The following is a 13,060-nucleotide window of genomic DNA, read 5'->3' on the forward strand; positions in this document are numbered from 1 at the left end:
CATGTATACAAAGATTCTCGGTACGGGGAGCTATTTGCCCGTGCAAGTTCGGTCTAATGCCGACTTAGAAAAAATGGTGGATACCTCCGACGAGTGGATTGTCACCCGCACAGGTATTCGTGAACGTCGTATCGCTGCTCCGGATGAGACTGTGGCCACAATGGGCCTGCACGCAGCAGAAAAAGCACTTGAAATGGCCGGCGTCAGCGCAAGCGACGTAGGTTTAATCATTGTTGCAACAACCTCATCTTCACATGCTTTCCCGAGTTCAGCCTGCCAGTTGCAGAATATGCTGGGTATCAAGGATTGCGCAGCGTTCGATCTGGCCGCTGCTTGCGCAGGGTTTACCTATGCGCTGAGCGTGGCGGATCAATACATCAAGAACGGTGCAGTAAAACATGCACTGGTGATCGGTTCTGATGTGCTTTCCCGTAAACTAGATCCTCAGGATCGCGGTACGGTGATCCTCTTTGGCGATGGCGCGGGTGCAGTTTTGCTTGGCGCATCCGAAGAGCAGGGCATTATTTCCACTCACATGCACGCAGACGGCCATTATGGCAATTTGCTGACGTTACCGTATCCAAGCCAGACTGAGCCGGAAAAACCTGCCTACGTTACTATGGCCGGTAACGAAGTCTTCAAAGTCGCAGTGACTGAACTGGCGCACATTGTTGATGAAACGCTGACGGCGAATAATCTCGATCGTTCCGAACTTGACTGGCTGGTTCCGCATCAGGCGAACCTGCGCATCATCAGTGCCACGGCGAAAAAGCTGGGCATGGGGATGGAAAAAGTCGTGGTCACGCTGGATCGTCATGGTAATACCTCTGCGGCCTCGGTGCCTGCGGCATTTGACGAAGCAGTGCGTGATGGCAGAATTCAGCGCGGGCAATTAGTATTGCTCGAAGCATTTGGCGGTGGCTTTACCTGGGGCTCGGCGCTGGTACGTTTTTGATTTAACAGGATCATAAAAATGACAAAAATTGCAGTTGTTTTCCCTGGTCAGGGTTCTCAGACGCTTGGTATGCTGGCTGATTTAGCCGCTGCGCATCCGGTTGTTGAAGAAACATTTGCCGAGGCTTCTTCGGTGCTGGGGTACGATTTATGGCAGCTGGTGCAAGAAGGGCCTGCTGAAGAACTGAATAAAACCTGGCAGACACAGCCTGCGTTGCTGGCGGCCTCCGTGGCTATCTGGCGCGTCTGGCAGCAGCAGAAAGGCACTCAGCCTGTTCTGATGGCAGGCCACAGCCTGGGTGAATATTCTGCGCTGGTCTGTGCCGGTGTGCTGGATTTCAAACAGGCAATTTCGCTGGTTGAACTGCGTGGCAAACTGATGCAGGAAGCAGTCCCTGCAGGAACAGGTGCTATGTATGCCATCATCGGTCTGGATAACGACGCGATCGCCAAAGCGTGTGAAGAGTCCGCGCAGGGTCAGGTTGTTTCTCCGGTGAATTTCAATTCACCGGGTCAGGTGGTAATTGCGGGCAACAAAGAAGCCGTTGAGCGCGCCGGCGCTGCCTGTAAGGCTGCGGGTGCAAAACGTGCGTTACCGTTACCTGTCAGCGTGCCTTCCCACTGTGCTTTAATGAAGCCAGCGGCAGACAAAATGGCCGTTGCGCTTGAAAACATCACCTTCAGTGCGCCGCAGTTCTCTGTGGTAAACAACGTTGATGTTAAAGTAGAATCCTCGCCGGAAGCCATCCGCAGCGCGTTGGTTCGTCAGTTATACAGCCCGGTACGCTGGACTGAGTCTGTCGAATTCATGGCCGCACAGGGTGTAGAGCAGTTATTAGAAGTAGGGCCGGGCAAAGTACTGACTGGTCTGACTAAACGTATTGTTGACACCCTGACAGCTGCCGCAGTGAATGACACGGCGAGTCTGGCAGCGGCGCTTGAGCAATAAAAGAGGATAATATGAGCTTCGAAGGCAAAATTGCACTGGTTACCGGTGCCAGCCGTGGTATTGGCCGCGCTATCGCAGAAAAACTGGTTGCTGGCGGCGCGAAAGTGATCGGCACCGCGACCAGCGAGAAAGGCGCGGAAGCGATCGGCGAATATTTAGGCGAAAATGGCAAAGGGATCATGCTCAATGTGGTTGATTCTGCATCTATTGAGCAAGTATTGGCGACGATTCGAGCTGAATTTGGCGAAATTGACATTTTAGTTAATAATGCCGGCATCACCCGTGATAACCTTCTCATGCGTATGAAGGATGATGAGTGGCAGGATATCCTGGATACGAATCTGACTTCGGTGTTTCGGCTGTCAAAAGCTGTCATGCGGGCTATGATGAAGAAACGGTGTGGACGGATTATTACAATTGGTTCCGTTGTTGGCACCATGGGTAACGCAGGGCAGGCGAACTACGCGGCGGCTAAAGCTGGCTTGATTGGTTTTAGTAAGTCTTTGGCGCGTGAAGTTGCTTCACGTGGCATTACTGTCAACGTCGTGGCTCCCGGCTTTATTGAGACGGATATGACAAGGGCGTTGACAGATGATCAACGCGCAGGCATTTTGTCATCAGTTCCAGCCAACCGGTTGGGCGATGCCAAAGAAATTGCCAGCGCCGTTGCTTTTTTAGCCTCTGACGAGGCCAGCTACATCACGGGCGAAACATTACATGTCAATGGCGGCATGTACATGATTTAAAAATTACGAAACTATTTGCGTTTTTTGCGGTAAAAACCGCAAAATAGAGCAAATTCGTGGTTTGAATAGCCTGGATTTAGTTGCATCTTTTTCAACATTTTATACACTACGAAAACCATCGCGAAAGCGAGTTTTGATAGGAAATTTAAGAGTATGAGCACTATCGAAGAACGCGTTAAGAAAATCATCGTTGAACAGCTGGGTGTTAAACAGGAAGAAGTAGTGAATGCTGCATCTTTCGTAGACGACCTTGGCGCTGATTCTCTCGACACCGTTGAGCTGGTTATGGCTCTGGAAGAAGAGTTTGATACCGAGATCCCTGACGAAGAAGCTGAAAAAATCACTACTGTTCAGGCAGCAATTGATTTTATCAACGCTAGCCAACAGTAAGCGTACATGCTTTAAGTTTAGATAGTTAGGCGGTCATTTGACCGCCTAAGTTTTTTTTAGCCCACGGTATTACTACTTTTTTCCCTCCCTGGAGGACACCCGTGTCTAAGCGTCGAGTTGTAGTGACTGGACTGGGCATGCTTTCTCCTGTCGGCAATACTGTAGAGTCCACTTGGAACGCTCTCCTTGCCGGTCAGAGTGGCATTAGCCTGATCGACCATTTTGATACTAGCGCCTATGCAACACGGTTTGCTGGCTTAGTAAAAGATTTTCACTGTGAAGAATTCATCTCGCGCAAAGATGCCCGCAAGATGGATGCCTTTATTCAGTATGGTATTACTGCCGGTATTCAAGCCATGCGAGACTCAGGGCTTGAAGTGAACGCTGAGAACGCGACACGCATTGGTGCGGCGATCGGTTCCGGCATCGGCGGGCTTGGTCTGATAGAAGAAAACCACACCTCATTGGTTAACGGCGGACCGCGCAGAATTAGTCCTTTCTTCGTTCCATCAACTATCGTAAACATGATTGCCGGTCATTTGAGCATTATGTTTGGATTACGTGGACCGAGTATTTCTATTGCAACAGCCTGTACTTCTGGCGTACACAACATTGGCCATGCGGCACGTATCATTGCGTATAATGACGCAGACGTGATGCTGGCAGGCGGCGCAGAAAAAGCCAGTACCCCGCTGGGTGTCGGTGGTTTTGGCGCGGCCCGCGCGTTATCAACGCGTAATGACAATCCACAGGCGGCGAGCCGTCCATGGGATAAAGAGAGAGACGGATTCGTTCTTGGTGACGGCGCCGGTATCATGGTGCTGGAAGAGTACGAACACGCCCGCAAACGTGGTGCAAAGATTTATGCTGAGCTCGTCGGTTTTGGGATGAGCAGCGATGCGTACCACATGACTTCGCCGCCTGAAGACGGGGCCGGTGCCGCTCTGGCGATGAAAAACGCATTAAACGATGCTGGCATCTCTGCTTCTGCGATTGGTTATATCAACGCACACGGTACATCTACCGCAGCGGGCGATAAAGCCGAAGCACAGGCTGTGAAGTCAGTCTTTGGTGCGGATGCGCACAAAGTTCTGGTGAGTTCCACTAAGTCGATGACTGGCCACCTGTTAGGTGCAGCGGGCGCAGTGGAATCTATCTTCACCGTTCTCTCTTTGCGTGATCAGGCAGTTCCACCAACCATCAATCTGGACAATCCAGATGAAGGTTGCGATCTCGATTTCGTGGCTCACGAAGCGCGGCAGGTCAAAGGGATGGAGTACACACTGTGTAACTCGTTCGGATTCGGTGGCACCAACGGTTCTCTGGTGTTCCGTAAAGTCTGAGTCAGTCAGTGATGCTGAAATGAAAGGCCCGTTGATCGGGCCTTTTTGCTGTCTGCATAAAAGCGCTGACGTCTCAAACGCCAGCTCAACAGAATGCGTGTTCAGGCCCGTTGAGCGTTTTCGTGCGATAAAGTAGGAATGCTCCACTTGTTGCGTTATGTCTGCTCACGCAGGCTCTGCTGTCAGAATAGTGCGCCCGGAGGGTATAACCATGTGGATTAACGGTGTGGCAACGAAGACATTGCTGGCAGGCGACCGCGCTGTGCAATTCGGCGACGGATGTTTTACCACCGCGCGGGTGATTGACGGCAATATTCAGTTTTTGCCGCAGCACATCTCCCGGCTGCAACGCGCTGCCAGCGTCCTCATGATTGGCAATGCAGACTGGCAGGCGCTGGAAGCTGAAATGATTCTGGCAGCTGCCGGACGCGAAGAAGGCGTGGTCAAAGTGATTCTCACCCGCGGGCAGGGTGGACGTGGCTACAGCGCCGCAGGTTGCACTCTGCCAACGCGCATCGTCACTGTGTCAGATTATCCCGCGCATTATCATCAGTGGCGTAAGCAGGGCGTGAGGCTGGGCTCAAGCCCGGTAGCACTGAGCAAAAATCCGCTGCTGGCGGGTATCAAGCATCTTAACCGGCTTGAACAGGTCATGATCCGCATGCATCTTGACCAGACGGACGCCAATGAAGCGCTGGTGGTTGACACCTCCGGTTGCCTGGTGGAATGCTGTGCGGCCAATTTATTCTGGCGCAAGGGAACCCGCGTTTATACCCCGGATTTATCGCAGTCCGGCGTTGACGGCATTATGCGTCAGCACCTAATCCGCGAACTGGATGCCAGCACTGAATGGACGGTAGATATCGTCAGCGAAGCACCCGGGACGCTGACCGATGCCGATGAGGTCCTGATTTGTAATGCATTAATGCCATTATTACCGGTGACGCAAGTAGATAAGCGCCATTACTCCTCGCGTCATTTGTACGATTTTCTGCGCCATAGCTGTTAATAAGTGAACAAAAAATGACAAACAAAAAGACCAAAATCTTCGCCCTGATAGTCCTGATCCTGCTCGGGGCAGTGGCGTTTGCCTATCACAAAGTGAAACAGTTTGCTGACCGGCCGATTAACGTCAGCAGTGAAACCATCTTTACCCTGCCAGCAGGCACAGGCCGTGTGGTGCTGGAAACGTTACTGATCGATAAAAAGCTCATGAAACCTAACCCGTGGTTTCCGTGGCTCTTGCGTCTTGAACCAGAATTAAGTGAGTTCAAAGCGGGCACCTATCGCTTTGAGAAAGGTATGACGATCCGCCAGATGCTCGCGCTGCTGAAAAGTGGCAAAGAGGCGCAGTTCAGCATCCGCTTCGTGGAAGGATTCAAACTGAGTGACTGGATGAAAGTACTCGATAGCTCGGAATTCATCAAACACGAGCTAAAAGGTAAGAGCGGCGAAGAGATCGCAGCAGCGCTGGGCATGACCGATACCAAAAATGCGGAAGGCTGGCTGTATCCTGATACTTATCATTACACCGCCGGCATGACGGATTTATCGCTGCTAAAACGTGCTCACGTGCGGATGGAAAAAACCGTTGCCGATATCTGGAAAGGGCGAGCAGATTCTCTGCCGTACAAGACCCCGGCCGATATGATGACCATGGCGTCGATCATTGAAAAAGAAACCGCGGTTAAAGGCGAACGTGCAGAAGTGGCTTCCGTTTTCATTAACCGGTTGAGAATTGGTATGCGTCTGCAAACCGATCCAACGGTCATTTATGGGATGGGTGATAGCTACACCGGCAATATCCGCAAGAAAGACCTTGAGACGCCAACGCCGTACAATACCTACGTGATATCCGGTCTGCCACCGTCGCCAATCGCGATGCCAAGTGAAGCTTCGCTTGAGGCTGCGGCGCATCCCGCAAAAACGGCTTATCTTTATTTTGTCGCTGACGGCAAAGGCGGGCATACTTTCAGCACTAACCTTGAGAATCATAACAAGGCGGTTCGCGTGTATTTAGAGGCTCTGAAGAATAAGAATGAAAAGTAACTTCATTGTAATTGAAGGCCTTGAAGGGGCGGGCAAAACGACCGCTCATGAAGTGGTTGTGAATGCATTGCGCCAGCATGGCGTCGAAGAAATCATTTTCACCCGTGAGCCAGGCGGTACGCCGCTGGCAGAAAAGCTGCGGGATTTATTTAAGCGCGGCGTGGAAGGTGAAAAACCGACCGTCAAAGCGGAAGTGCTGATGCTGTACGCCGCGCGCGTTCAACTGGTGGAAACCGTGATCCTGCCTGCGCTGGCGCGCGGTGCCTGGGTGGTTGGCGATCGTCACGATCTCTCTTCGCAAGCCTATCAGGGCGGCGGTCGCGGTATTGACGCCAAACTTATGAGTTCGCTGCGCGACACCGTGCTTGGCGACTTCCGCCCGGATCTGACGTTGTATCTCGACCTGCCGCCGGCAATTGGTCTGCAACGCGCCCGTGCGCGCGGTGAGCTGGATCGTATCGAGCAGGAAGCTCTGCCGTTCTTCGAACGTACGCGTGCCCGCTATCTGGAACTGGCCGCCGAAGACAGCCGCATCAAAACCATCGATGCGTCGCAAACCATTGAGCAGGTGACCGCGTCCATCGAACAGACATTGAAAAACTGGTTCGATCAGCAGCAGGTCGCTGCACAAGGCCACGCGTTATGAGCTGGTATCCGTGGCTGAGTGCCCCCTATCGCCAACTGATCGGACAATATCAGGCCGGTCGCGGACATCACGCTGTGCTGATGCACGTTGCTGCGGGCATGGGTGATGAAGCGCTGGTTTACGGTCTGAGCCGCTGGTTACTGTGTCAGCATAAAGACGGCGAAAAGAGCTGCGGCAAATGCCACAGCTGCCAGCTGATGATTGCCGGAAACCACCCTGACTGGCACGTGTTGCAGCCGGAAAAAGGTAAAAACTCACTGGGCATCGACCCTGTGCGTCAGCTGATTGAAACGTTGTACAACTATTCGCAGCAGGGTGGGGCGAAAGTGGTGTGGATCCCGCAGACCGAATTGCTGACGGAAGCCGCCGCCAATGCCTTACTCAAAACGCTGGAAGAACCGCCCGCGGGGACCTATTTCCTGCTGGGCTGTCGGGAACCTTCGTCTTTACTGGCGACCATCCGCAGCCGCTGTTTCTACTGGCATCTGCCGGTGCCTGAAGAAGCATTATCGGTGCAGTGGATCAACCGCCAGATGAACACCGATCCGGTTTCAGTTAAAACCGCATTACGCCTGACCAACGGTGCACCGCTTTCTGCGCTAGAGCTGTTGCAGCCGGAACGCTGGAAACAGCGCGTGGCGCTTTGCCAGCAGCTTTACATCCAGTGTCAGCAGCAGGATATGTTGTCGCTGCTGACGCAGCTAAACCATGACGATGCCGCTGACCGCATCTACTGGCTGGCCTCGCTGCTGCTTGATGCCATCAAATGGCAGCAACACGCGGCGCAGTTTATTCTCAATCATGATCAGCAGCCGCTTATCGCGTTGCTGGCCAGTGCGCAGCCCAACGCCTCGCTGCAACAGTCGGTATCGGCCTGGATGCAGTGTCGTCAGCAGTTGCTTTCTATCGTGGGTGTGAACCGCGAACTGCTGCTCACCGAACAGCTGCTGGAATGGGAACAAATGCTGCAGGGCGCCGTGTCTCCTTCCCACTTCAGCTCAGGCATGATGCGCTGAACCCCACTTTAATCGTAATGAGTTAACTACTATGTTTTTAGTCGATTCCCACTGTCACCTCGACAGCCTGGATTACAACGAACTTCATTCAGGCGTGGATAACGTGCTGGAAAAGGCGCGCGAGCGTGACGTGAAATTTATGTTGGCGGTGGCAACCACGTTGCCGGGCTATGAGGCGATGACGCAACTGATTGGCGATCGCCCGGACGTGGCGTTTTCCTGCGGCGTTCATCCGCTGAACATTGACGATGGTTATGAATTTGCCGAACTGCGCCGTCTGGCAGCCAGTCCGAAGGTTGTGGCGATGGGGGAAACCGGTCTGGATTACTTCTATCAGAAAGAAGCGCACCAGCTGAAGTTGCAACAGGATTCGTTCCGCGAGCACATCCGCATTGGCCGCGCGCTCAATAAACCGGTGATCGTGCATACCCGCGATGCGCGCCAGGATACGCTGGATATCCTCAAAGAGGAAAATGCAGGGGAGTGCGGTGGCGTTCTGCATTGTTTTACCGAAGATCTGCCCACCGCTGAGTTCCTTTTGGATCTCGGTTTCTACATTTCTTTCTCCGGCATTGTGACTTTCCGAAACGCTGAAGCATTACGCGAAGTGGCGCGCTATGTACCGCTTGACCGCCTGTTGGTGGAAACTGATTCGCCGTATCTGGCACCGGTCCCTCACCGTGGGAAAGAGAATCAGCCTGCTTACGTGCGCGACGTGGCCGATTATATGGCGGTACTTAAAGGCGTCAGCGTTGAACAGCTCGCAGAAGCCACTACCGCAAACTTTTCACAATTATTTCACGTCGACACATCCTCCTTGATCTAGGCTGTAGCTTAGTCATATTCGCTGGATTTATTTTTCACCTCGTAATTAATCATCTGAATGAGGTATCTTGGCACCGTTTTTCGGTTGTCAGGAGAGCCTCATTCGGATTTAACGCTGCAAAGTGACGGTTTTTAATCCAGTTTTTCAGCATTTTTCAGAAAAACGTGACTGCCATCAAACATTAACAATGGGAATTATTTTACCCTGCGTAAAAATTAAAAGGGGTGCTCAGACACCCGACTGTAAAAGGCTCCACGAGCGTTTTACAAAGCGGTCAGTTATCAGACGAACCGCATGAAGTATCAAAAAGCATCATTACTCAGGAGCACACTCAATTATGTTTAAGAACGCGTTTGCAAACCTTCAGAAGGTCGGTAAATCGCTAATGTTGCCCGTTTCCGTATTGCCAATCGCAGGTATCCTGCTTGGCGTCGGTTCCGCAAACTTTAGCTGGCTGCCACTGATCGTTTCTCATGTTATGGCCGAAGCCGGTGGTTCAGTCTTCGCTAACATGCCTTTGATCTTCGCTATCGGCGTTGCATTAGGCTTTACCAACAACGACGGTGTTTCTGCACTGGCGGCAGTTGTGGCTTACGGCATCATGGTGAAAACCATGGCAGTTGTAGCACCTCTGGTTCTGCATTTGCCGGCTGAAGAAATCGCAGCCAGCCATCTGGCGGATACCGGCGTACTCGGCGGTATTATCTCGGGTGCGATTGCGGCATACATGTTCAACCGTTTCTACCGTATCAAGTTGCCAGAATATCTGGGCTTCTTCGCCGGTAAACGCTTTGTGCCAATCATCTCCGGTATGGCCGCTATCATCCTGGGTGTGGTTCTGTCCTTCATCTGGCCTCCAATCGGCAGCGCAATCCAAACCTTCTCCCAATGGGCTGCTTACCAGAACCCGGTTGTGGCATTCGGTATCTACGGTGTGGTTGAACGTGCGCTGGTACCGTTTGGCCTGCATCATATCTGGAACGTTCCATTCCAGATGCAAATCGGTGAATACGTGAACTCCGCAGGTCAGGTCTTCCACGGCGACATCCCACGTTATATGGCCGGTGACCCGACTGCGGGTAAACTGTCAGGTGGCTTCCTGTTCAAAATGTACGGTCTGCCAGCTGCTGCAGTCGCTATCTGGCATTCAGCGAAACCTGAGAACCGTGCCAAAGTCGGCGGCATCATGATCTCCGCTGCGCTGACCGCGTTCCTGACCGGTATCACCGAGCCAATCGAATTCTCCTTCATGTTCGTTGCGCCGATCCTGTACGTGATCCACGCAATTCTGGCAGGTCTGGCGTTCCCAATTTGTATCCTGTTGGGTATGCGTGATGGCACCAGCTTCTCACACGGTCTGATCGACTTCATCGTGCTGAGTGGCAACAGCAGCCGTATCTGGCTGTTCCCTCTGGTGGGTGCGGTATATGCAGTGGTTTACTACAGCATCTTCCGTTTCCTGATTGCCAAACTGGATCTGAAAACGCCGGGTCGTGAAGACTCTACGAGCGAAACGACAACTCAGGGCGGTTCAGAAATGTCTGCATCTCTGGTTCAGGCTTTCGGCGGTAAAGACAACATCACTAACCTGGATGCCTGTATCACCCGTCTGCGTGTCAGCGTGGCTGATATCTCTAAAGTTGATCAGGCTGGCCTGAAAAAACTGGGTGCAGCCGGTGTGGTTGTGGCAGGTTCTGGTGTTCAGGCAATTTTCGGCACCAAGTCGGATAACCTGAAAACAGATATGGACGAGTACATGCGCAGCCATTAATGCTGAGCAGTATGAGTTCTGAGAGAGGAGGCTTCGGCCTCCTTTTTTCATGCCTGCGATTTGCCATTACGCACTCGCTGGCGCTTTCTGCGGCAATTAAGCAGCTAAAAGCGTAATCAGGTTGAAAGGAATGGAAATTCTAACCCATACTGCGTACATCGCTTTTTACTATGTTAAGGACAGTTAAGATGGCCGAAGAGACAATTTTCAGCAAAATCATACGCCGTGAAATTCCGGCAGATGTGGTTTATCAGGACGAGCTCGTCACCGCATTTCGCGATATTTCTCCTCAGGCACCCAGCCATATCCTGATTATTCCCAACGTTCTGATCCCCACCATGAATGATGTGGATGCCACGCACGAAGCTGCGCTCGGCCGCATGATGACGGTAGCGGCGAAAATCGCAGAACAGGAAGGGATCGCCGAAAGCGGCTACCGTCTGATTGTTAACTGCAACCGTGACGGCGGACAGGAGGTTTATCATATACACATGCACCTTGTCGGTGGTCATGCGCTTGGCCCATTGCTGTCGCGCCAGTAAGGATAAAATATGCGATTTTTGATGGCATTATTGCCAGTGCTTTTGTTGATGGGATGCAGCAGTCGTCCGGGCATTGCGCTCAATAATCAGCAAAGGATTGTGATGGAATCGCCTGTTCTTACCGCGGGAATCATTCCCAGTTCCCCCGCCGTGGGTGAAACCGGTGGACAAAAACAAGCCACCAGCACGCTCAATAACAACCAGCCGCATGCTGTGACGCTGCATTATCGTTTCTTCTGGTATGACAAACAGGGGCTGGATTTACTGCCCGTCGCCGATGCGCGCACGGTCATCGTGCCTGCCAACAGCAGCGTGGAAATCAACTCGCTGAATGGCAATCTTGATGCGTACAGTGTGCGCCTTTACCTTTATCTCTAATTTCCATAACGGAGCAGGTTGATGAAAAAGTATTTCCTCATTGTGGCAATGGCCGCACTGATCCTCGGTGGTTGTACGCTACCAAACCAGCAGCAGCCACAACAGCCGGAACAACCACAGCAGCCGCAAGAGCCGCTGCCGCCGGTGAATCCGCCAGTGCCGGAGCAACCACCGGTTCAGCCTGTTCCTCAGCCGCCGAAATTTGCCAATATTGACTGGACTGCGACCGTTTCGCCGCTGCTGACAAAAATGCTCAAGGCTGAAGGCGTGCAGTCCGGCAGCGTTCTGCTGGTGGATAGCGTGAAAAACAGCACCAACGGTTCGCTGCAAACCGCCAAAGCGACGGATGCATTACGCAACGCGCTGGCCAACAACACCACTTTCCAGGTTGTCCCTGCCGAACAGGTGGCTTCTGCCAAACAGTCTTTGGGATTATCGCCTGACGACAGCCTGGCGTCCGTCAGCAAAGCCATCGGTCTGGCGAACATCGTCAAAGCGCAATACGTCCTTTACAGCACGGTGAGCGGCGATGTGAAAGCGCCGACGATGTCGATGCGTCTTATTACCGCACCGAGCGGCGAAATTGTCTGGTCAGGTCGCGGTGCCGTTCAGAATTAATTCTCAGCTTGCGCAACTGATTGAGCAACATTATCCGGCGGTGAAAACCGCCGGTTTTCATTTGTCGCCGGTTGCCGGGCTGACCGGCGAGAGCTGGAGAGTCAGCATGTCTTCCGGCGAAATGCTGGCGCGTTTTCACTCACCTGACCGACAGATTTCGGGGGCTGACCGGCGACGCGAGCATTCGATTTTGCGGCATATCGCGCGGCATAATCTTGGCCCCTGTGTCAGACTTTATTCATCGCCGTGGCTCTTAGTCGACTGGCTTGACGGCGCGCCGCTGGCGGTGGATGCCTTTGCAGGTGCGGCTCAGGATGTGCTGACGCAGTCTTTAGTAAAATTGCATCACCTGCCGCTTACAGGTTACCGGCTGGATTTGCAGCAGCAGTTCGCACATTACTGGCAGCACATTGACCGCCGTCGTCTGACGCCGGCCTGGTTGCGCCTGCATAAAAAAATGATGCGTTGCAGGCCGCCTGCGCCGCTGCGATTGTCGCTGGTGCACATGGATATTCACGCCGGTAATGTGCTGGAAACGCCGCACGGCCTGCGTCTGATTGACTGGGAATATGCAGCGGATGGCGATATCGCGCTGGAACTGGCGGCGATGGTTCGCAGTAATGGCTGGAATGCAGTGCAGCAGCATGCGCTGGTGCAGCGCTACGTCGATGCGGGCGGTTACCGTGATCTCGTCCTTTTACAGCAGCAGGTAAACCGCTGGTTACGCTGGGTCGACTACCTGATGCTGATGTGGTTTGAAGTGCGCTGGCAGCAAACCGGCGAGCTAAAATATTGTGAATGGGCGCAACCGCTGCGACCATAGCGAAATCTT

At 52.9% G+C, this 13,060-nt stretch carries 15 protein-coding genes; all 15 read left to right on the plus strand.

The features are described from left to right. Position 1: 1 nt before the first annotated feature. The 15 genes from I2123_RS09465 to I2123_RS09535 all read left to right on the plus strand — a co-directional run bounded on the left by I2123_RS09465 (position 2) and on the right by I2123_RS09535 (position 13,051). A complete protein-coding gene (locus I2123_RS09465; protein WP_112167305.1) occupies positions 2-955 on the plus strand; it encodes a beta-ketoacyl-ACP synthase III in 954 nt (317 codons plus the stop codon). Between the two features lie 18 nt (positions 956-973). Further along, the gene (fabD, locus tag I2123_RS09470) at positions 974-1,903 is read left to right on the plus strand and encodes an ACP S-malonyltransferase (RefSeq protein ID WP_112167308.1); all 930 of its coding nucleotides are present in this window, start codon (positions 974-976) and stop codon (positions 1,901-1,903) included. Between the two features lie 11 nt (positions 1,904-1,914). Further along, positions 1,915-2,649 (plus strand): 3-oxoacyl-ACP reductase FabG, encoded by a 735-nt coding sequence (fabG, locus tag I2123_RS09475; protein ID WP_013576245.1) that lies wholly within the window; start codon positions 1,915-1,917, stop codon positions 2,647-2,649. A gap of 153 nt (positions 2,650-2,802) precedes the next feature. Continuing rightward, a complete protein-coding gene (gene acpP / locus I2123_RS09480; protein WP_015690190.1) occupies positions 2,803-3,039 on the plus strand; it encodes an acyl carrier protein in 237 nt (78 codons plus the stop codon). Positions 3,040-3,140: 101 nt separating this feature from the next. Then, a complete protein-coding gene (gene fabF, locus I2123_RS09485) occupies positions 3,141-4,382 on the plus strand; it encodes a beta-ketoacyl-ACP synthase II (protein WP_213052288.1) in 1,242 nt (413 codons plus the stop codon). Positions 4,383-4,593: 211 nt separating this feature from the next. Continuing rightward, complete coding sequence (gene pabC / locus I2123_RS09490; protein WP_213052289.1) at positions 4,594-5,391, plus strand: aminodeoxychorismate lyase; 798 nt, start codon at positions 4,594-4,596, stop codon at positions 5,389-5,391. A gap of 14 nt (positions 5,392-5,405) precedes the next feature. Beyond that, the gene (mltG, locus tag I2123_RS09495; protein ID WP_213052290.1) at positions 5,406-6,431 is read left to right on the plus strand and encodes an endolytic transglycosylase MltG; all 1,026 of its coding nucleotides are present in this window, start codon (positions 5,406-5,408) and stop codon (positions 6,429-6,431) included. Next, complete coding sequence (tmk, locus tag I2123_RS09500) at positions 6,421-7,077, plus strand: dTMP kinase (protein WP_112167316.1); 657 nt, start codon at positions 6,421-6,423, stop codon at positions 7,075-7,077. Before mltG ends, tmk begins: the two co-directional genes overlap by 11 nt. Beyond that, positions 7,074-8,093, plus strand: a complete 1,020-nt coding sequence (holB, locus tag I2123_RS09505) for a DNA polymerase III subunit delta' (RefSeq protein WP_213052291.1) — start codon at positions 7,074-7,076, stop codon at positions 8,091-8,093. The genes tmk and holB overlap by 4 nt, the downstream gene beginning before the upstream one ends. Before the next feature lie 31 nt (positions 8,094-8,124). Beyond that, the gene (locus I2123_RS09510) at positions 8,125-8,919 is read left to right on the plus strand and encodes a metal-dependent hydrolase (protein WP_112167320.1); all 795 of its coding nucleotides are present in this window, start codon (positions 8,125-8,127) and stop codon (positions 8,917-8,919) included. 337 nt (positions 8,920-9,256) lie between these two features. After that, positions 9,257-10,690 carry a PTS glucose transporter subunit IIBC gene (ptsG, locus tag I2123_RS09515; protein ID WP_213052292.1) on the plus strand — a complete coding sequence of 478 codons (1,434 nt, stop codon included), beginning with the start codon at positions 9,257-9,259 and terminating at the stop codon, positions 10,688-10,690. Positions 10,691-10,878: 188 nt separating this feature from the next. Continuing rightward, entirely contained in the window at positions 10,879-11,232 is a 354-nt protein-coding gene (gene hinT / locus I2123_RS09520; RefSeq protein ID WP_112167327.1) for a purine nucleoside phosphoramidase, read from the plus strand. A gap of 9 nt (positions 11,233-11,241) precedes the next feature. After that, positions 11,242-11,610: a YcfL family putative periplasmic lipoprotein gene (locus I2123_RS09525; protein ID WP_112167330.1), complete on the plus strand. Its 369-nt coding sequence runs from the start codon at positions 11,242-11,244 to the stop codon at positions 11,608-11,610. A gap of 21 nt (positions 11,611-11,631) precedes the next feature. Beyond that, positions 11,632-12,228: a penicillin-binding protein activator LpoB gene (gene lpoB, locus I2123_RS09530; RefSeq protein ID WP_213052293.1), complete on the plus strand. Its 597-nt coding sequence runs from the start codon at positions 11,632-11,634 to the stop codon at positions 12,226-12,228. Between the two features lie 19 nt (positions 12,229-12,247). Next, the gene (locus tag I2123_RS09535; RefSeq protein ID WP_244879915.1) at positions 12,248-13,051 is read left to right on the plus strand and encodes a phosphotransferase; all 804 of its coding nucleotides are present in this window, start codon (positions 12,248-12,250) and stop codon (positions 13,049-13,051) included. Positions 13,052-13,060 lie beyond the last annotated feature (9 nt).

It is taken from the genome of Rahnella inusitata (assembly GCF_018288855.1).
GTDB classification, from domain to species: Bacteria; Pseudomonadota; Gammaproteobacteria; order Enterobacterales; family Enterobacteriaceae; genus Rahnella; species Rahnella inusitata.

Excerpts from the sequence above, each read along its gene's own strand:
- lpoB (WP_213052293.1), top strand. The coding sequence starts at position 11,632 with ATGAAAAAGTATTTCCTCATTGTGGCAATGGCCGCACTGATCCTCGGT.
- pabC (WP_213052289.1), top strand. The coding sequence starts at position 4,594 with ATGTGGATTAACGGTGTGGCAACGAAGACATTGCTGGCAGGCGACCGC.
- holB (WP_213052291.1), top strand. The coding sequence starts at position 7,074 with ATGAGCTGGTATCCGTGGCTGAGTGCCCCCTATCGCCAACTGATCGGA.
- I2123_RS09510 (WP_112167320.1), top strand. The coding sequence starts at position 8,125 with ATGTTTTTAGTCGATTCCCACTGTCACCTCGACAGCCTGGATTACAAC.
- ptsG (WP_213052292.1), top strand. The coding sequence starts at position 9,257 with ATGTTTAAGAACGCGTTTGCAAACCTTCAGAAGGTCGGTAAATCGCTA.
- mltG (WP_213052290.1), top strand. The coding sequence starts at position 5,406 with ATGACAAACAAAAAGACCAAAATCTTCGCCCTGATAGTCCTGATCCTG.
- fabD (WP_112167308.1), top strand. The coding sequence starts at position 974 with ATGACAAAAATTGCAGTTGTTTTCCCTGGTCAGGGTTCTCAGACGCTT.
- acpP (WP_015690190.1), top strand. The coding sequence starts at position 2,803 with ATGAGCACTATCGAAGAACGCGTTAAGAAAATCATCGTTGAACAGCTG.
- hinT (WP_112167327.1), top strand. The coding sequence starts at position 10,879 with ATGGCCGAAGAGACAATTTTCAGCAAAATCATACGCCGTGAAATTCCG.
- fabG (WP_013576245.1), top strand. The coding sequence starts at position 1,915 with ATGAGCTTCGAAGGCAAAATTGCACTGGTTACCGGTGCCAGCCGTGGT.
- I2123_RS09465 (WP_112167305.1), top strand. The coding sequence starts at position 2 with ATGTATACAAAGATTCTCGGTACGGGGAGCTATTTGCCCGTGCAAGTT.
- I2123_RS09525 (WP_112167330.1), top strand. The coding sequence starts at position 11,242 with ATGCGATTTTTGATGGCATTATTGCCAGTGCTTTTGTTGATGGGATGC.
- tmk (WP_112167316.1), top strand. The coding sequence starts at position 6,421 with ATGAAAAGTAACTTCATTGTAATTGAAGGCCTTGAAGGGGCGGGCAAA.